The 21,375-nt window shown below is 37.6% G+C and carries 7 protein-coding genes and 1 pseudogene; 3 read left to right on the plus strand and 5 right to left on the minus strand.

What is annotated here, in order from left to right; all coding sequences use genetic code 11:
- Nucleotide 1 precedes the first annotated feature (1 nt).
- The 3 genes from AACL30_RS10230 to pmbA form a co-directional block, all read right to left on the minus strand.
- Nucleotides 2–5,590, minus strand: a complete 5,589-nt coding sequence (locus AACL30_RS10230) for a hypothetical protein (protein ID WP_339056573.1) — start codon at nt 5,588–5,590, stop codon at nt 2–4.
- Nucleotides 5,591–8,079: 2,489 nt separating this feature from the next.
- On the minus strand, nt 8,080–15,825 hold the full coding sequence (locus AACL30_RS10235; protein WP_339056574.1) for a TcdA/TcdB catalytic glycosyltransferase domain-containing protein: 7,746 nt from the start codon (nt 15,823–15,825) through the stop codon (nt 8,080–8,082).
- A 517-nt stretch (nt 15,826–16,342) separates the two neighbouring features.
- On the minus strand, nt 16,343–17,692 hold the full coding sequence (pmbA, locus tag AACL30_RS10240) for a metalloprotease PmbA (RefSeq protein ID WP_339056575.1): 1,350 nt from the start codon (nt 17,690–17,692) through the stop codon (nt 16,343–16,345).
- A gap of 447 nt (nt 17,693–18,139) precedes the next feature.
- Between pmbA and rpmB the strand changes: the two genes are divergently transcribed.
- A complete protein-coding gene (gene rpmB / locus AACL30_RS10245; protein WP_006707879.1) occupies nt 18,140–18,376 on the plus strand; it encodes a 50S ribosomal protein L28 in 237 nt (78 codons plus the stop codon).
- Nucleotides 18,377–18,387: 11 nt separating this feature from the next.
- Nucleotides 18,388–18,555 (plus strand): 50S ribosomal protein L33, encoded by a 168-nt coding sequence (gene rpmG / locus AACL30_RS10250; RefSeq protein WP_176488349.1) that lies wholly within the window; start codon nt 18,388–18,390, stop codon nt 18,553–18,555.
- Between the two features lie 74 nt (nt 18,556–18,629).
- Here the strand turns inward: rpmG and AACL30_RS10255 are convergent.
- Nucleotides 18,630–18,932 (minus strand): annotated as a pseudogene (locus AACL30_RS10255) (IS630 transposase-related protein); the annotation flags it as partial.
- Between the two features lie 232 nt (nt 18,933–19,164).
- Between AACL30_RS10255 and AACL30_RS10260 the strand changes: the two are divergent.
- A complete protein-coding gene (locus AACL30_RS10260; RefSeq protein ID WP_339056576.1) occupies nt 19,165–19,908 on the plus strand; it encodes a LuxR family transcriptional regulator in 744 nt (247 codons plus the stop codon).
- Between the two features lie 105 nt (nt 19,909–20,013).
- Here AACL30_RS10260 and AACL30_RS10265 read toward each other — a convergent pair whose 3' ends face one another.
- On the minus strand, nt 20,014–20,619 hold the full coding sequence (locus tag AACL30_RS10265) for an acyl-homoserine-lactone synthase (RefSeq protein ID WP_339056577.1): 606 nt from the start codon (nt 20,617–20,619) through the stop codon (nt 20,014–20,016).
- Between the last annotated feature and the right edge of the window lie 756 nt (nt 20,620–21,375).

The following is a 21,375-nucleotide window of genomic DNA, read 5'->3' on the forward strand; positions in this document are numbered from 1 at the left end:
ATTAGGTTGGATGATATAAATTAAGCAGTGGTATTTTCCCGTATGTTTCTTTTTTTGCTTGCGGAAATTTATTCATGTAGTGTGTGGCTAAATGATCAACAGATAGACTGTTATTGTTGTAAGAAATAGTCAATCGAGCATGAAAAATATTTTTATTGGTATCAAAAGCATCTTCAATAATTAATAATTTATTATCGGTAAAAATAAACATATGCTCATTTTTTCTAGCAATGATAGGAGAGGCTATTGTGCTGATTTCAGTTTGATGGGATAACCTGTCGATAGCGATATTCGGTATTTGGCAAATTAACATTCCTTGGCCAGCATGAGAGAAATGAATCACTGGATAATGCAATAACGCGATATTAATTAGCAAAGATTGATCGGGTGATTGGGCTATTGTTGTTGCTATTAATACGTTGACGTCTTCAATATAAATACAGTCATCAAAATTTTCAGTCGCGTCGCCATTTAAAATTAACAAATTATTTTTACGTTGGTAATCTATCGTACTATTTATTATTTCTGTATGATTATTTTCACCCGAAATTTTTAATATTTTTCGAGGGTTTTTATTTTGTGAAATAAAATAAATCGCTGGCTGTTCTATCTCCCCGGGTTCTGACTTGGCAGAGAAACCAAGATATCGGTAATCACTGGAACTATAATGACTATCTAAAACAAATAAATTTTCACTCTGCGCATGATACCAAGCCAATATTTTATTGTTGATCGCCAATTTTATTATTTCCGGATAGATATAATTTTTTTTAAAAGCGTCGAGCGCTATTTTAATTTTATTAAAATCTAATTTTTTTGTTGATTGATCAAAATATTTTTGGGTGAATTTTTCGTTGACAGACAATAAAACCATTTGAAATTCATTTTGTTGCTTATTGATATCAATAAGCAGCCCTATGGTTGTCTCAATTTGTATATTTCTATTTATCGATAAATGAGCATTGATAATGCTATCACCATTTGCCAATAAATGGATGGGGAGTAACTGTAATTTAGGTATCTGTGCTGTTTTTAATAAAACATGATCCATAAAAAATAGTGGCACTTGATTAATCACTATGTTAGATAAATAGTAAATTCCTTGATTTTTTTTATCTTGACTATCTAATATCCAAGCGCCCCTGCCATCATTGGCCGTTCCTAAACAACTTAACTGTTGGTTATTATCTTCTTGTGTGATAAAAAGCCGCTGATTAATATGATCAAACCAGGCCGGTAATTTCCATAATTTTGGTTGGCTATGTAATAAACCGGTTATGGCAACAACAGGGGCGAGGGTAATTGATTTAACAAATTGTCGTGATTTAATCTGTTCAACTTTATTCATTAAAGACGCTGCCCAATTTTCTTGCTTCCCATTACCCCTTATTTCTAAGCCTTGTAAGCTGAGTGTTTGATCGGCACCAAGGTGATAAATGTAATTTTTTTTAGTATTAATACGCACGCCACGGTAACTATGAGTAATGCCTTTTACATCGTTTTTTTCTATCCCGAACTCGGTTAAATTAATTTCTGTTGCTACGGCATAACCTTTTTGAATGTAGAGTGCATGTAATTGATTATTATTTTTTAAGATACTCCAGAAAAAAATGTGATTATCGGCGCGAGTGCCTTTAATAGCAGCTGCAAGATGCGTCAGGTAATCGGGGTGATTAATAATTTCTTCCCCTTGGATCTGTTCAATAATATTGGGAAAAATAATACCGGTTATTCCATCAAAACTATTAGCCAGTGGCCATAACAGTCGGTATCTACCTGTCAATAAAGACGTCGTGGTTTGTGGGAAAGTAATTTTAGCAACATTTTTTCCGCTGGGTGCTAGCGGATCAATTTTCAATCCGATATCTCTCATGTTTTTGCCGCTTTTCCCCTGCATAAACATGCCGATTTTATTGAGGGAAGTCTGTTTGGCGATTTCTGTATCTAGAATATAATGCAAAGGTAAATTCACTTCTATTATTTTAAATTGTTCTTTGGATGCAGTGACAGAGGTATCAATCAAATAAGTAAATAAACCTTTTTGTTGTATACCGCTCCTCTCCGATTGATAGTGATATTCTTGCTGAAATAAAATCGCTTGGGCTAATATTTCTGTTTTAATAATAAGGGAGGGAGAATGATAAGATTCATCTCCTTCCATACTCGGCAAATGGCTGATAGGTATATAGATATAAAGTAGCTTTCTTTTTTCCTGCTCGGTATTTATTTTTCCAAATTCATATTTTTTTGCCTCTGCCTGCGAGACCCAAATAACATTTTTATAGCTGTAGGTTATATTATTTAAATTGACACTCAGATCGCCTTGGTACCAAGCAAAAAATTGATTATTAAATAACAACCGAGTATGACTGCGTATCACATCCGAAGTAAACAATGTGCTGGTATCATTGGCAGTGTAAAGACATTGCTCTTCTCGTAATTGATAAAATAAACGATCCATTTCTTTATTATCAAGAATGAAATTATCTATTGGAATATAAGGGATGATGTCTTTTATTTCTTTTGTGTGATGAATAAGATAATCTCTTATTGTTTCTGGCTTTCTGTCATTAATTTTATTTATTTTTTCTAATTCAATGGCATTGAGATGGTAAGGAATGAAAGAGAAGGGGGTTGTGTCATAATTAATTTTATAAATGCCTTCCGGCAATTGTATAATGAAGCGAGTACTGACCAAATATTTAATTTTAATTGTTATGGTTTCGTTAATACTACCGGTTAGAAAAAAATGGATATCATTATCACCCTGTAACGTTAAATTCGCTATGCTTTCCTCGATCAGCGTTTTATTTACATAAGCCTGTGGCGGTAAATCAATATGACTTGCATCAATAATCCAATCGACCTGTTCGTTAGTACATTCTATGGTTATTTCTGCTTGTGCTCGATTGATAAATAATATAATGGTGGCTTTCCCTGTGTGAGGACTGTGAAGATGATAATGTAAATGTTTTTTATAAAGCGAATCATCCGTCGGTTGATTTTTATCAAAACCTGGCGCAATCAAATGATAAGTTTTATTACCTAAGTGAACATCAATATTCGTTTTTATTTGGTTATGATAATTAAAATTCAGCTCAGTAAGAAATTGACCGATATCTGGCCTAAGATAAAGCGATCGTAAACCCATCCTATCCAATCGATTAAATTCAGAGGAAATATGTTTAAAGATAAAATAAGAATTTTCTTGCTGAGAAAAAAAATTCATCGCTTCACATTCAACACCATTACTGATGTCACGGTAAAAAGAAATAAAACTGTATTGAGGGTTTATTTTTGCTCGTGCGGCGGTCGGTAATACTAAGGTGATCCTCGCCGCGTCATGAGAAAAATCAGTAATCGTTTGTTTGATACCAATACCACAGCGTTCACGCAAATTAATATAAGCTTGTTCATCTTGCTCAGCAAAGGCGGGCGTTTTTATGCTATTCATTTTACGCATTTGCTGACCAAAATTATCGAATTCAACAAAGCCATTTATTAAATCTATTTTTTTTATCACTACCCCATGGTAAGGCATCCATACACCGTCATTAAAAGAAAACCCTCCTTTTATCCAACCTTCCCTCATGCTATTAAAATAGCGGCCGCAGGCTTTCATTTTTTCTATATTGTTATATTTTTTCTGGAGTTCATCCAAGATGTAATCGCGCATCTGATCCAACGCAATAGCTAAAAGAATGGCAACAGCCGCGACCGGATACATCCATACGGCTCCGGATTTGGCGGTAGTCAGAGAAACATAAATGACGATTTGTAACGTCAAATCCACAACATCGAAGATAAGCTGGTAGGTAAAAATAAGGCGTTGGATTTCATTTTCTGCGTAATATAATTCAGTGGCACTGAAGGCAACATTGGCTAACAAAAGTAAGGGCGCAAGTTTACCCGCTTTGCGGCCTACCGATTTAAAGCCGCGCCAGAATTTTTTTACTGCACCCCCGGTCAAAAAGTTTTTTTCCTTTATCAGCCTATTTTTGACAAAGGTTACCACTTCAGTCACGGTGTTAAAGGTGCCTATAGTCACCGACGTGATGCCCAAATACACATGCAGTTGTAGCGCATGAGAGAGGGCAGTATTTCCTTCAACAGTAATGCCTTGGTTTAACCAACTATTGAACGCCCGGAATATATTGATGATATCGGCGAGCGTATCAATTTTTCCTATTTTAGCCAGATATTTGGGGCGAATATGACCCTGTTCATTTAAATCGTAGTGTTTTTTTAGATCAATATTATATTTATCTAAAAAAATTTTAACTTGAGCGAAGTACTCATTTTTTGTTTTTATTTCTTTTACGCTGTTATTATCAATATGGAGATAAGAAATGCGATATTCTTTTTTATCTATATCATAAGATAGCGATGAAAATATCGGTATCCATTTATTAATTTCCGCAGATGGTATATTAGCTGAATTTAATAGATTATTGTTTTCTTGCTGAAGTAAATTGACATATTGATAAACCTTTATTAATAAAGAGAGGGTGTTGGGCGCCTTTTCTAGTATTTGCTGTGCGCGTAATAAATATTTTTTTTGACTATAATTTTCATGCAAATAAGGGCGGGCTGTGGTACAAGTTTCTGATTGTAAGCTAACCGCAGAAGAATAATAGAGCGGTTGTGCCATTTTTGCTGTATTTAATGCTTTTATATTATTTTCTAATGTCAGCAGCGCGGCTCGCAGGAAAATTGTCAAGGGGCGATTCAATCCAAACGGCTCTCTCTTTGTAGCAGCAATCACGGTTTCAAGCTGATTTTCAATCGTACCCAAGTAAATACTTTTCATCGGCGCCAGACTGCGCCGGTTAGGCAGTGTGAGCGCTATGTTGCTACTTTCCGTTAAATCCAAATGATAGAAACCAAATTCATTATTTATTACACGGTTGCGTAGGCGCTGATAGGCTGCTTGGGTATTCTGGCCAAATACCAGGTTAATCACTGTTGATAACCCTTTTTTCTCCTCGAAAACATCAAGTGAAGCGAACCAATCTTCATAGCGCTGTTTAGTCAAACTTTGCAGTAAAACCTGTTTTAGAACCCTGATCCGCGACAGATTGTTATCACTAATCAAAATTTCATAGGGGCCGGCACTCATAGCGGCTATTAATGCCATGCTATCAGCGGTAGCTAATAATACCGTTCCTGATCTAACATCCGTCTTGATCTTTCTGGCGGTGGTTAGATCAATCCCGCTGTAAAGTCTTGTTTTCGTAGTGTTCCTGCGCTCTGTGATGGGCACATCAAAGTTATTATTCGTACTGAAGCGGCATACATTTGATGCGCGAAGACTTCTTTTTAGCCGAAGGCTCTTTTTTAGCCTAGCGTAACTCAGCACAGGGCTATTTGATGAGTGGCATGAACCTAATGACCCTCCTGTTCTCTGTTGAACTAATCCTTCTTTCAGCGGTAAACGGCGATAGGTAATCAACCTATTTTGTGCTAATTTTTTTCTGTTACCGAGGGGATTTTGGGTAAAAATAATTTTAGTGGCCGCTTCTTCGATACGTAAGGCGATTTTTTTTGTTCTTCTGGCGGTGCCTCCGGATTTTCTATTTGAACCGTCCAAGCAGTACCATTAAACATAATAGAAACCGGGCTAGCGTAAGCGGCTAAACTTTCAATCATGATTTTTCCCCGCTTGCCAATCAGCGTATTTCTTTCTTCTATTTGATGAAAAAAGTCATAGATGAATCCTTCTGTCACTGAACCAGACCAATAATTGGTCATGGTTTTGTCAGTGGGAACCCCTTCGGCCAGTTCACAAGCGGTTATATTGACCCGTGCCACTTCTTTGACTTCTCTTTGTATGAGTTTATCGAAAATTAAATCTGCAATTCTGACGGCACCCACTGTTTTTATATCACCCGTATGGCCAGTGAGATAAATTCGTAGTTTCCCTTGATAAAAAAAATCTTCGCCTCGCTTTTTGGTAATTAGCTTTCCTTTCTCTCTGTTATATTCTAAAAATAAACTACGGGACATGTTTTTATTGAATAGAAAAAGATCTGATTGATATATTTTATAATCTTGGCTAAAAGATATAATAATATTACCGTCGTAATTTGTTTTATTATTTAATAGTGTCTTGGCTCTTTTCCATAATTCGATGCGAAATTCTTCAAAATAAAAGGTTGCATCAGTAAAAGGATCGGTGACTGGATCAGTTAAGGTGAGATAATGAGATGTGGCGATGCCATTAGGATCCATTAATTTAGCAACCACATATTTATGTGCATCGCCACCGGCAAGGACATTACTAGCAGAAACATTTCCCAGGTTGTAATCTTCATAACGGAAAGAGAGTAAAGACTGTGCAACCGATTTATCTCGTCCTATTGCGATAATTGCGTTTTCAAATTCTTCTGTTACTGCTTGTGGAATAGGATGGTATTGCCACTCATCATTAATATAGCCTTGTCGACAGCCATCAATATTATATTCGCTCATAACATTAAACATATCTACCCAGTTATTTAACCGTGCTTGAATGTAACGACTGCGAGGGAGTGATACCATCGCACGGCTATAAGTTGTGTGATAAAAATTCATGTCGATAGGAAAATTATGACGAAAGGAAAATAAAGGATCGACGGTGGTTTCTTGTAGCGGTTTGAAAAATTTACCCTTATTATCCGGATTATTGAGTACGGTTTCTAACGCATTAATAATGGCAACATCAACGTCTTGAGCGTGATCAACATAACCACTGCCCTCGATGCTTTCTATCGCCATTTTACGCGCGGGAAGCTGACTCGGTTTATCGCTGCTTAATTTATCTAAAATCATTTGTAGAATAAGTTGATTCGTTTTAGCTACACCTAATACCTCTATTACATTATCCATCCATTCCGTATCAAATAATTGTTGATTAATCGCCGGCAGAGCATCGATATTAAAATAATAACCTCCCTCTTGTTTTAATATTTGCAAACTAACCAGATCAATCACAGAGGATAAATTGCCACGTAAAATGATTTCTTTATAATAGATATTTTGAATAACCTGATCAGCTTTCATCAGTTGATTAATATCACCAATTTTTATGTTGTCCGAATGTGCCGCCATTTTTTTTAATTTAACCAAACCAGCCTTAAAACTGGTTTGGTGAGATTCAATGACTTCATCTAACGCTTTCTTTTTGCTGATCATCAGGGTAATCAAATTCTGAGAAGCGGCTTGATTAAACGTTAACGGTTTATTCCTTGCAGCCATATCCTCAGTGACATAATCATAAATATCATTTTGTAGAAAAATAAGTTCTTGTTGAAAGTGATCGAATGTAATTTTATATCTATTATTGGCTTCTTCTTCCGTGTTGGGGAGAGGTTCAGCCGTTGCTTTTTTAAAAACCTGATCCCAAGCCGCACGTTGCAAATAAGCAGACAATCGTAATGAAAGTGAGGCCGTTTGGTCTGTCCACAGCGTGATTTCGTAATCAGGATTTGCTTTTATCCAAAGTCCAATTTGGCCTAATTCAAAACCACCCAATTCATCTAACCAAACAAAATGTATTTTTTTAGGCACTAATACGTGCAATTTATTGATACGCTTTTCAATGGCATTACGAATAAGTATGACATTGGATAATGGCGGTATTTTTTCAATAAAAGTTTTCATATGAATTAATAATCGCATTTCTTGTTCTGGATCAGTCGATATATTTTTTGCCCCTTTAGGCGGATCAAATAGCGGGGTGTGATGTTTATATTGATCTACAATGCTAATAAAACGCATATATTCATTTGATGTGCCGATATGACTGTTATTTGATATAACCGGCACATAGTTATTAATAAAGATATTGAGCTGCTGCACTAAATCTGAAGAAATCATATTTATCCTGCTGTGAAAATAAGTAAATAATGTCAACGAGGAATAAGATTTATAGCCAAATCATTTTAATTTTATTCGGCTATAAGAGAGGTTCATGCGGTATAAAAGCAACCGCATTGTTATAAAGTCATGTAAAATTTTTCCGGCGACGCAGTCGCAAAGAAAAAAATTGAAAGCCTATTTTTTTATTACGACTGGTTACCTAAAGCAGATAAGGAAAAATCAAAATGCAGGAAAAGGCGCTACCAGATGGCCATCCATACTGTATTTATTTTCATTTGGATATTGAGCATGATAATAGGTTTCTAATTTTGCAAAGGAAATTTTGACATCAATCAGTGAACCTGCCTGAGGCTCATGATTAAGCGCAGTATAGTGGGTTGATAATCCTTTGGCTGGCATCTCTATCCCATTGAATATAAATTCAAGTTTTTCCTTTTTATGACATAACAACATCACCAGATTTTTTTTGATAATGACACAGACATTCCAGCCTTTTTGTGTGATCAACAGGCTTTCCGGTGTACTTCCCGTCGGCATGATGCATCGTAGCTTGCCTAAATTAAGATGCATCAGGTAGATCATTGGGTAACTAAATTTATCAATGCTAAAGGTAAAAGATTGATCCTGGGTTTGTGTAAAAGGGGTGGTGATCAGCAAGGCAGGTACATCAATATTGATATAATCATCATCAGCAAGCACCGAAACAGAGCCACTGTCCAAAATAAGAATGGGCTTTGCCCGTTGGTAAATCATTCCCTTGTTCGGCATCTTTTTTTCTAATGTGCCATCTTGATTCATTTTTATCAAATCCAGCTGCTCGCCCACTTTGCTATTAAAGTAAGCACTGTGGCTTTGGTGAGTTAAACCAAGATATTGATCCAAATTATGTGTTTTGATGCTACCTGATTCATCGGTGGTAAAAGGCAAAAACAGTTTCTTTTGACCCGCATGATACCAACCCTGCTGATTATTGCTTAACGTCACTTTGATCACTTCAGGGGCGTGATACTTTTCAACAAGCTGGCCGAGCTGAATTTCAATGATCGATCGAGATAAATTTGCTTCCTTTTCTTGTTTCCAGGCCAGGGTAGTGTCGACGGCTAATAACGTGATATGAAATGCTCCATTTTCTCTACTAATATCAAGTAACAGCCCGTCAGTGGTGGTTCCCTTTACTATTCCTTCTTTTTCCGGACTGGCTTGGGTAAAAGACAAGGATTTGTCAGCTATTGTCGCTGAAGTGACGGTGTTAATACTCGGTATTTTCGTTTTTTTCTTTAGGATGATGCCGTGAAAGATCTTACCCACTTCATCAATTTCTATGGCATCGATATAGCCTATTTCTTTCTGGTTTTTATTGCTGATAGTCATGACCCAAGCCCCCACTTTACTTTGGCTGTCCATACCCAGGTAGACTAGCTGCTGATCCTCTTCATTTTGCCAAAAAATAAATTGCTTGCTGGCACGATCATACCAAGCTGACAGCGGTTTTATGCCATCATTCTGTAGTAAGCCGGAAAGGGTGAGATAGGGGGCAATGTTAATCGATTTTTTTTGTGTTGTTGGCAGTGAAGTCGTCCCTTCCATCCTCTCTGTGAGTTGATCGATATGTCTTTTAAAGTAAAACCACCAACTTTCATGTTGTACTAACCAATCTTGTCCTATTCCTACTAATAAAAGGGTTTCATTATCGTTTAGGCCATACAGCTTGCCATCCACAGTACGAATAATTTTATTTTTTATACTCAATATTTGGTTATTAGTAATATTAAAATCACCCAATTGCATTTCTGTCGCGGGCAGTTGATCTTGTTGGACATACAGTTTTTTAAATTTTTGATCCTGATCGGTAACACACCAAAAATGGTAATATTTAGTACTCGTGCCTATTTTGACTTCTACTGCGGTATCTTCATCAATCACTATTTTTGTGGTGCCAGCATAATGAATGAGGTTGTCCGGGTTATTGATCACTTCATCAGGAAGACGTGCATTTATTTCCCCTTTTAGCACGATGCTACCGTGCAATGGCCACAGTAGTTTACGCCCGATGGTGATGACAGTGTCTGCTGTCATATTATCTACCGCCACAACATTAGATCCTGTACCTGTCCATGGATCCAGCTTACTGACATCAAGCGTTTTTATCTCTGTGTTCGCTTTATTTTTCATAAAATCATTCAGTATGCTGAGATTGCCACTTTGAATCAGTTGCTGTTGTATTCCTTCTGGTAAATACTGAGCTTCAGTGAATATCAATCCTTTTTGAGGATATTGAGTATCAATTTTGTACCTCATAATCAGCGGTTGTTGATGATCAATGGCTTGATAGCGTTGTTCAAAAACGATGTATCGGGTGATATCTTTGGGCTGAGTGATGAGGGTGAGGGTGGATTGAGAAGGGAGCGCTATTTTTTCCCGCGTGAGGGGATTTTGAGTATCAAGCACATCGGGTAGATGACACAAGGGCAGATAAATGTGTTGCAAGCGATGCGTCTTAATTTCTGATAGCCAAAAGAGATTTCGATAGTAGTAAAGATGCTCAAGACCCTCAGACGCCACCTGCATCAATAAATCTCCCTTAAACCAGGCATACTTCTCACCGAAAAAAAGAACGTGGACATCAGTACGATTGGTATCTTCAAACAGCGTACCGGGCTTGTTTGCCGTATGAACAAATTGTTCGTCGTGGGTAGAATAGTAAACCTGATCGCTCTTTTCATCACCGATCAGTGAAAGTTTTTTTACTGGAATATAATTCGGCGAAAAATGGGTATTTTGAATCATGAGTCGCAAATAGCGTCTTGTCAGTTCTAATTTTTTCCTTGCTGGAGACATGCGCTTCGTCTCCTTCTTAGGATCAAGGATCTGGATGGTTTGTTCTGTTAGATAATAAATAAACTGATCCGCGTTAAATTCTCTAACAATACGCTTACATGAATTTTTCTCATCACACTTTATGCTAATAATTCCCAAGGGAAGCTGAAAAGTGATGTTGGTGTTAGCGCGATCAATAACCTTTATCGCAATGCTATTTTTGTCCCCGTATTCATCTGCGTTAACGTCAAACAATTTATAACCCTCATTAGTCACCTCAAATGACATCTCAGGAATATAGGGATGATTAGCATTGATGATCCAAACGATATTTGGGTTACTACGTGCGATGGTAATATCAGCCTGTCCCCGATTGAATACCAAAAAAATCGTTGCACTTCCCTGCTCCGAGCCATAAAAGCGGTAATGTAAATAGTTTTTGCTAACCGAATCTGTGATTTTTTGATCTTCTTTAATCCCCTGTAGCATCACGTTGTAATTGTTATTACCGAAATAAATGTTGATATCCGTTTTTTCATAGTGATACTGAAGATCATTGATCAGCATCCAGTCGAAACCCACCTTCTGCTCGAGTTTGCTCAAAATAGAAAGAGGATTGGGTATGTTCAAGCTTCGATGAAATAAATAAATGAAATGGGGATCTTTTTCAGCAAAAAAACGCATGGCATCAAACTCAATATCACCACGCTGATTCATAAAGGCTACTACTGCCTTATACTTAGGATCAATTTTAGTTCGAGGTGTCTTGGGTAAGATCACTGTATTCACGGCAGGTTGATCACCTATGGGGAGATCAGCGATAGTAATGGCTTGGTTTTCTTCTATTCCGCTTAATGCTCTCAGATTGATGTAATGAACAGGGTCATAAGGATCCGCTTTGTTAATGGTTAGATCTTTCCCTTGAGCCGTTTTTTTGCGCATTTGTACACCGATATCATCAAAGATGACATAGGGTCTTCTGGTATTCTCCAAATGAATTCTTTTCATTACCGCGCCCTCGACAGGCACCAATACCTTATCATTAACGACAGTAAAGCCGCCCTGCTCAAAACCCTGTTTTATTTGATTAAATTTGATTCCGCACAGTTGTGCTTTGGTAATATTGTCAGTATTTTCTCCTAAGAGATAACTGACTTCTTCACTCAGTTTAGATAAACCATAACCGGCACCAATGACGATCAAAAAAGGAGCCAACGTTGGACTAAAACCAAGAGACCATAAACTTCCCACGGTGAATGCAAAGTTCACCCCATCGAATGCCATTCTGACGATAGCGTGACTGCGTTGCAGATCATTTTTGGCTTGATAGTATTCATAGCTATTGAATACAAAACTAATGGCCGTTAATGCAAAACTGGTTGTTGTGGTAGCGTTCCCTATTTTTTTTATAGCCGGCGAGGAGGCAATACGATAACTGGCATTCCATAAAGCATTAATGGTTCCGGTAAAACGCTTGAATAGCCAGTCGTTTTGTACAGCAGACTCCAGCAATCTTTCACTACCATCAGTCAGAGTAGAGGCCATGCTGCTGATGTTATTAATATCGCCTAATAAAGAGATCCAAGTGTGCAGTTTTATGGCGAAAGAGAGCGGTTCTTTTTTCTCGTGAGTGACGGAGACTGCTTGGCTAAAAAAATGGTAAATAGACAGGATTGAATCGTCAAAATTGGCAAAGCCTCCAGTTCCACCGGTACGGCCAACCGCTCTGGCAATCTGGCTTTTTTTCTTCATCAATGGGTGATGGTGTTTAATCAATGCAATTTTTTTATCTAAATACATCCTCATCTCAGCAAAAAAAGGCTCCCGAGTGGTGATATCGGTTATATTATGGTCAGAAATGTTTAAATAGCTGATAGTGTAGAGTTGATCGATCGGATCATATCGCAGTGTCGAAAATAAGATCACCCACTCTCCTGGCGCGAGTCGGCTTTCGTTCAATACATTATGATTGATACGTTTCCATGCCTGATGTTGCGAGTACAGGACAGCATAATCGAAACTGGGATGATTTCCTGCCCGCCAATGTAATTGCATGGCTCTCAGTATGTCATTACTGTTGATATAATTTTCTAGTGCCAGGGGGCTGTCCCGTTGCTGCAAGCTGGGTTTAGGCTCCCACAATGAGTAATAGTAACGTTTGAGCGGAGCATGGGGAGTTTGAGCGGTATTTTGCAGGCTGTTTAAATTGATCTCGAGGCTGTCGACGCGATGCCTAGCCTGTTTTATAAGATTGTCTCTGGTGCCGACTTGGCTATCCGGCAATAAAAGCCCTTCCAGGCTACCCAAAAAAATGGCTTTAATGGCGGCTTTACTTTTCATTCCTTGACGTATGCTCGTCGCACTGCCGTCTTTATTGAGATTAAGGTTGAAAAAGGTGATACGTTTGCTGCTGACCCGCCATTGAAGGCACCCAAAAGCGTGATCTCGCGCAGTCTGTGTTGGAAAAAGGGTATTGACGAGCAGATTGAATTCAATTTTACCGCAACTAAAATCAAGCAGTTCATACCACTGTGTGTAAGTTTCAACTTCAAGGCTCAGCCTTAATGCCTGCATCACTACCGAGATCTTGGCAAGATCAGGATCGCTGATGATAAGCTCGTGATCCACGGCACCCATCGCGGCGATGAGTGCCATGCTCTCGGCAACAGTCACCACCACACCTTGCTTAATACTGTCTAGCATCCCTTTAGCTGTTGCTTGATCTATCCATCCATCGAGTTTGTGAGGATCCTTCATCCACTCTTCTAGTTTTTCAGGGGGGATCAGAGGAATTTCCATCACCGAACCCAGCGCAAAAGGGGTTGGGTTAAATGTCGCCATAGCGATGATTTTATTGCGCATCACCCTATCTTCGACAAGAGGCCGAGTGGTATAAGACAGCGTCATATTGGTCGATCTCGTGGCGATCCCGACCTTGTCACTTTCTATTACATTTTCCCACGTTATTTCGGCTACGGCTGAGTTATCTGCGCTGGCTACAGGCAGTTTTCCCTGCCATTGACGCCCCATGCTATCAACAGTAAAAAGCTTTTCTTGCACCACAATGCGATCAATGCTTATTTTACGATCGCTCTTATCAAAAGCATCATAGAGACTTTTGATAAAGCGATGATTGTTGCCTGCTATTAGGTTCGACTCTGGTTGACAAGCCACCAGGGTCAGCTGTTCTATCCTAGTGATATTGATCGGTAGCATCGCTTTCAATGATGCTGTAATTTTTAGGGCATGTAAGAGGGGTATAGGCTGACCGTTTCCAGCCCACACAATATATCTTCCCTTATTGACTCTAGCCAGGGTATCGGGTTGTAGGCTAAGGGTATTTTTGGCTTCATCATAACGATACCAATCGCTAATATCTCTGTTTTGATGGTATAAAAACCGCGCCGTTTTGGTGCTAATCTCATCATTATGAATTTGTATAATATATTGGCCGCCATATTGAGGGCTGTTAGAAAAGGGTTCAAGATAATACATGGATCCCATTAAGTGCGAGCGTGATACCTCTTCGGTTAATGGGGTGATAGCATTGAAAGAAGGCGTGAACTTTTTTTGAAAGATCAGGGCATTGGTTGGCCGTATCGGCTGACCCTTTTCATTAAGTACCGGATCGAGCATATTATCCAATAGTTGAGCATAAGCAACATTATAGGCAGGGGTGCCCAACAGTTCAGGGCTAGTTTGTTCATATTGATTTAGAATATCCCAACGGTAAGAAAGAACCGCCTTAGCACTGAGCTGTAGATTTGCGCGTTTTATCTCTGCCTCAATCTCAGAAATAAGAGATTGCCGTAAAGCTGGCTCGGTTAGCTTGAGAGTAAGGGGATTGTATTTTTCAATGATGGCATATGTCTTAGCAAAATTGCTTAATAAGTGAGTAATAAATGGAATGCCTTCTTGATCATCAAACTTTTTTACGGCCACCGCTTTGGCATAACCATCAGCGTAACAACAGCGAAAAAAAGGGTCGACTTTGACGACACCAAGGCTTTTAAACAAGGGAATTTTCTTTTCTATAGCACGTTGTATTATTGTTTCTATTTTTGTCCGTCTTGCTGAATCAATATTGTAAACCGGGTAGTCCTTAATCAACTTTTCACGGGCGAGTATTTTGCTGGTACCCGTTTCCGGATCGGTTTTTTCCATTAATGCATCTAGGATACAACTGGCAATGACCGCTTTGCTTTCCACACCCTGGGGATCTTGAATACTGGTCTGAATTAAGCTTCGGTGCCCAACATTAAATAGTTTTTCATCGATCTCGGGCAACACATTGGTCGCTAAATAAATGCCGCCTTCTTTTTGTAACACCTGTAAGCCCAGTATTTCGCTGGCAGTAATCAGATTTCCTCGTCGAACCAACTCTGTTAAATAATAAGAGGGCGAAGGAAAAAAAGCATCCTCACTGACGATAATGGTGATATCCGTTGTTGGATTCGCTTTCCTCAGAAAGTACTGAGCAGATGATAGCCTGTTTCTATTGGCATCATAGCTGTTGTCTAACTCTTCAGCAGTGCCTAGCCCTCTTTCTTGACAAAATGCTTTGACACAATTATCGAAACTATTAGCAAAACTTTCTATCCCTGCCTCTGTGGCCACTCTGTTTCTTATGTAGTTAAAAGCATCGTTTTGCCAGGAAAAAAGGGCTGTTCGAAAAGCCTTACCGGAATGGTTTAACGTTTCTTTACTGGCTTGTTTTTGTAGTCGTACAGCAAGCTCTCTCGCTAAAAATGCATATTTATCCGTATGAATTTTGATGACATAATCTGGATTCGCTGCTATCCAAAGATTAATATAGTCCCGCTGAATGTGTGTCATTTCACACAGGCAAACAAAATGGAGTATTTTAGGGACAGCGGTCATGAGGGTATTTTTACGTGCTAAAAGTATATTGGATAAAAAACCACTGTATCGCTTTTCACCGTTTTTATTATGAATAAAAATCCATTTCTCAAGGCAATCCAACATTTCAAATAAAAGCTTGGTTTCTTCTACGGGGGGTAAAGGGTGAATCGCAGCTAAGTAGTGATTTCTGACTGTTATAAATTTTCTATAATAATCTTTTCTATTATACTTCGACTCATCTACGGTGATGTTTTCTAGTTGCTTAATGACATCGCTGTATTCCATTATTTTACGGCTCCATTTCATTTTATGTTTTTGTAATAAAAATTAATACTGTATTTATAATTTTATTCTGGTTATAAAAATATATTTTTATAACCTAATTCTAAGACTTTCTTGGTAATAACGCATAAGTGTTAATTTGATAAATTAATTCAGTTATTTAGAAATAATGAATGAAATGTATTTAATAGCGTTGTTTTTTAAATCAGACATATAAATAATTTGTGATTTATTTTTATATGATGAAAAAATAAATATTTGAATTTACTTTTACGGAATATCATATTAATAGAAATGTTTTTATCGATTTTAATTCATATAGAGCAATAAAGAATAACTGCTATTTTAATTACATCGGAGAGAATGGGTAAACATTATCTGCAAGGCGCCCCATCGTGCGAAATGCTACGCCAATTTTATGCAAAATGCAAAAATTGGCGCCTCTCCCATCACCGATCAAAACACTCGCACTCTGGCTTTCTATTTAAAGTTCGAGGCCAGTGAAATTTACAATGAAATTTTATTCACCCGCAATTTTCATCGGTCGCAATAACACTGAACCACATTGAATATTACTACGGGTTTCGATATCGCTACCGATACTGACAATATTACGCAGCATATCTTTCAAGTTACCGGCAATAGTGATCCCACTGACCGGATATTGAATTTCCTCGTTATCAACCCAAAATCCGGCCGCACCACGCGAGTAGTCACCGGTAACCGTATTGACACCGTCCCCCATCAGTTCTGTGACTAATAAACCTGTACCCAGTTGCTTTAGCATACTGGTAAAATCCTTCTTCTGAAAATCTTTCTCCTGACTGGAAATCAGCCAATTGTGGATCCCGCCTGCATGGCCGGTGCTTTTTAAGCCCAATTTACGGGCAGAATAACTGCTCAATAGGTAAGTTTGCAGTACGCCATCTTTAACAATATCTCGTGTTACCGTCAGCACACCTTCACTATCAAAGGGGGAAGATGCTAGCCCGCCAAGTAAATGTGGTTTTTCTTCTATTGTCAGCCAATCAGGTAAAATTTGTTTACCCAGATGATCGAGCAGAAAAGTGGATTTACGGTAAATATTGCCGCCACTGATAGCAGAAACCAAATGGCCAAATAATCCCGTTGCTACTTCTGCGGCAAATAATACTGGCGCTTTTCTAGTGGATAATTTAACGGTACCCAACCGGGATAATGCACGACGCGCACATTCTTGACCGATCCACTCAGGATTTTTCAGATCTGATATTTTGCGGCTAACGCTATAAGCGTAGTCCCGCTCCATTTTGCCATCTTTTTCGGCGATCACACTGCAAGAAAGTGAATAGCGGCTGGAACAATAACTTTGTAACATGCCATGACTATTACCAAAAACTCTAATACCATAATGATTATTAAAATTACCCCCTTCAGAATGGGTGATACATTTATCAAAGCTTAATGCGGTCTGCTCTGCTTGCGCTGCCAGTTTAATGCCATGATCAACATCCAAATCGCTTGCATGCAAAAGATCCAAATCTGGTGCCTTAAAGGCCAGCAGCTCTTTATCTGCGATCCCTGAAAAGGGATCGATTGAAGTATGATGTGCTATATCCAGCGCGGCTTTCACTGTGCGTTCAATCGCATGAGGACTGAGATCTGTTGAAGATGCACTCCCTTTGCGTTGTTGGTGATAAACAGTGATGCCTAACGCCCCATCGCTGTTGAATTCCACGTTTTCTACTTCACCATCGCGGGTGCTGATACTGATACCCGTTGTTTTCGTGATGGCAACTTCAGCAGCATCAGAAGAAAGGCTGGCCAGCTGCAATGCATGCTCAACGGCTTGTTCTAGTGTTTTACATTGTTTTGTAACTTGAGTATTCATTGCTTTTTTCACCGCTCGACTCTCGTTATTGAAGAAGAAATAAATTATGCGACTTAGTCTAACAGGAACTATGTCACCTGACACGAGCTGTGGAAATATACTCTTCGCCTTTGAAGCCGCCGTGTTGTTGGATGTAGGTGTTTGCCCGTATCACTTAGTATTCATGCCCTGGGCGCCTAGCGGTGACTTGAAAGACTGTGGGTATAAATACACCTTGGCTGGCTTTAACGGTTCAGGACTTGAGCACTTACATTGCAAGGCGTATAATGCCCCTCTTTTGAGCGCCTCATTTGTTTAAATGAGGGGGGATTTGGCATAAAAGTCTTTTTTCAGTGGATATTTTTTGCTGGTAGCAGTTTCTTATCTGATTTTATCCGGAGTGCCGTAAAACCTCGGCCATGTCCTATATGAAGCTCGCGCTGATTTGATTTTTTGGAGAAAATAGATATGTCCCGAATTTGTCCGGTTAGTGGCAAACGCGCAATGCGTGGTAATAAACGCTCTCATGCGATGAACGCAACTAAACGAAGTTTTAATGTAAATCTACAAAGCCACCGTTTTTGGGACACAGAAAAAGGACGTTTTGTAAAACTACGTATATCTACCAAAGCTATGCGTACCATTGATAAACACGGTATCGAAAAGGTACTGAAGACACTTGACGCTAAAGGCGTAAAGTATTGAGGAATTGAATCATGGCTAAAAGCAGTAGCGAAAAAATTAAGCTGGTTTCTTCTGCCGGTACGGGTCATTTCTATACGACTACAAAAAATAAACGTACCTGCCCAGATAAATTTGAATTCAAAAAATTTGATCCAGTCATTCGTAAACACGTTCTATACAAAGAAGCTAAAATTAAATAATTTTGGTGGATTAAAACACCTAGCTTTGATTGAGTTGATAAAATAACCACCCATGCCCTGCGACGATAAGTCGGCAGGGTTTTTTTATAGGTGACGCCAAGGTTTTTCAGTGCTTGCCAAATGGTTTTCTGGCACACGCCAAAACGTGCCGCCCGTTCCCGTTGGTAAGCATCGAGATAAAGCTCAACATCCTTGGCTAACGCCTCTTTGTCAAGCTTACGCCGACGGGGGAAAAAAGGTTTAACCTCGATACGACTGAGCCAACGGGTGATGGAAGCTGAACCAATGTGGAAACAGTTAGCTATCTCTCTTATGCTCAAGTTTTCTTTTTCTCGAATACTCAGGATTTTACAACGAAGATCGATTGAGTAGCTCATCTCTAACTACCTAGTGAAAAATTTAGTTTTATATTGCAATCAAAATTAATTCGTTATGATATATGTCTATGCTCATCGATCTCAGGCTCTGGCCGCCTAGCTGTGAGTAATATAATATTTTCCTGATGAGCCTGGATTGTTTATACTGACTATATTAAAGTATAGCATTTGACAGTTCTGCAATTGCTATCATGTATTTTTTCTTTTCATTATTTTTTAAAAAGGAGCAAAGGTGATTTCTAATTTTTTTCAGAATGAAGAAATTAATAATGATATAAAGAAATTTTTAGAAGAAAATTTATCAAAAAAAAAGGACTGTAAATTCGGGTATTTCATAATAAACAAAAGAAATTTAAATGAAATTTGCATTATAAATAATTATCCTGAGTGGTTTGATTTGTATGTAAAATGTAACCATCAGATGGTAGATCCTGTCGTGATTAAATCTTTATCCAGAGTAAAATGTTTTTCCTGGGATGAGGACATTTCGATTTCATCAAAACTAACTTTACCAGGAGTTATGACGCATGCAAAAGAATACTGTATTCATAATGGCTATACATTTATATTGCATGACTGTAAAAATAATCTTGCACTACTATCCATTTTCAATAATTACCTTCTGGAATCCGAAAGAGAAATTTTATTAAATAAAGAAAAACTACTTTTTTTGTTAATGGAAGCACACCAGAGGATGCTATCTGAGTATGATAGTCGTGGAGGGACTTGTAAAGTTGGTAGTAGAGGTAGTATTTGTATAACGAAGAAAGAAAATGACATTCTTTATTGGGCTTCCATAGGAAAAACCTATAAAGAAATTTCAATAATTACAGGAATTAAGGATTGTACTGTTAAATTCCATATGGGTAATATAGTTCAAAAATTAGGCGCAGTTAATGCAAAACATGCTATACGATTAGCTTCTGATTTAAAATTAGTCGTATTCCCTGCTGACAAATACAATGAAATAAGGTGAGTATATAGACATAATAGGAGAGAAGGGTGTCAAAAACAGAAATTTATACAAAATATAAGATAGGCCAGATAATTTGTAATAAAATTAGTGGCCTTTCTGAGACTGTTAAAAGTTTAATACATGAGTTATTTTTAATTTTAATTTTTCCCTTAATGGGATAATTGTATTTTCACTTGTTGGCATTATTATTAAATATATATTCTCATTTTTTTCTGATATACCTTTTTGCTGTATTTCTATCTTCCATCCTGATTTTATCAGGATGTTTAGCAGTTGTTCGGTAACTACCGCATATATTCCTTCGTATCCTGAATTTTTTGCAAAGATTTGCATATTCAAAAAAAACATCAAACTAATTGGATAACTACTGATTCCAATATTAAAAACTCTATCTTTGTCTATAAAAATACGAGTTACTTCAATGTAGTTTCCTTCAAGGATTTTCATTTTATTGAAGTATTTATAAAATATTCCAACACACATATTGTGATGTTTCATATCTATAAACCTACAGCCACAAATTATTTTATCTTCTACTTTGCCAAGAAGATATGAGGTATTTTCGTTATCATATTCATCAAATTCCATTCCATCTTTACATGCGACCAACCAGTTTAATCTGTCTTTAAATATTTTTTTTCTAAGACAGAAAAAATCTTTAAGGTCTTTATCCTGCATTTCATTGTAACTATTTGATATAAATTTAATCATAGCAATTAACCATCTGTGTCGAATCGGGAATTGGAAATGCAAAATTTAGCACTGTATTTGAGATAGTACACCAGTAAAAAACATACCCCTCAGATAAAGCAGAGCTTCTGTGTGGTTCACATAACCATTTATCAGCATCCATTCTGTTATATCCAGAGAACGGGTTAACATTTTAAAAATAATTATATCAGTCGTAGTTAGTAGCTACAATCAAATACAGGTCGATATACAAGGCTACCCCCTCAAGTCCTAATCACCACTACCTTTTTTCCTATCTGTTGATTATTTTACGTGCAAATAAAAAATTATTACCACGGAGCAAAAAAATATATAAACAATTGCGGTAAATAAATTTATAGTTATTAAATTTTCTTTTTGGTTATTTATTTTTTTGACATCTGAAATATGAAATAATATTTTAAATTAACTTATAATAATAGTAAAGTAAGGCATGATAAGTTAATGATAGACGCACAATACTATTTAATGAAAATAATAAATTTTAATAATAAATCCAAATTAGTTTAGGTTATATTTTTTTGATTAATCTTTCTCTAAATGCTAGATCGCTGGTAGGTAATATTGCTCGTACCTTAGAGCCTATTCGAAATCTTCTTTGAAATGTGCTCAATTGATGAAAAAACGTGCTAGTACAAACAAGAGATCTCTAATAGTCTCTTAGGCATTCAGTTCCCTTTTTAAACCTATTTCAGATTAAATAAAATTAATCTTCACACTATATAAGGATGGATGTTG

This window comes from Candidatus Regiella endosymbiont of Tuberolachnus salignus, assembly GCF_964020115.1.
GTDB classification, from domain to species: domain Bacteria; phylum Pseudomonadota; class Gammaproteobacteria; order Enterobacterales; family Enterobacteriaceae; genus Regiella; species Regiella insecticola.

Bases quoted from the DNA above. Each gene is read 5' to 3' on its own strand.
- pmbA (WP_339056575.1), bottom strand. From the start codon at position 17,692: ATGAATACTCAAGTTACAAAACAATGTAAAACACTAGAACAAGCCGTT.
- rpmG (WP_176488349.1), top strand. From the start codon at position 18,388: ATGGCTAAAAGCAGTAGCGAAAAAATTAAGCTGGTTTCTTCTGCCGGT.
- rpmB (WP_006707879.1), top strand. From the start codon at position 18,140: ATGTCCCGAATTTGTCCGGTTAGTGGCAAACGCGCAATGCGTGGTAAT.
- AACL30_RS10265 (WP_339056577.1), bottom strand. From the start codon at position 20,619: ATGATTAAATTTATATCAAATAGTTACAATGAAATGCAGGATAAAGAC.
- AACL30_RS10235 (WP_339056574.1), bottom strand. From the start codon at position 15,825: ATGGAATACAGCGATGTCATTAAGCAACTAGAAAACATCACCGTAGAT.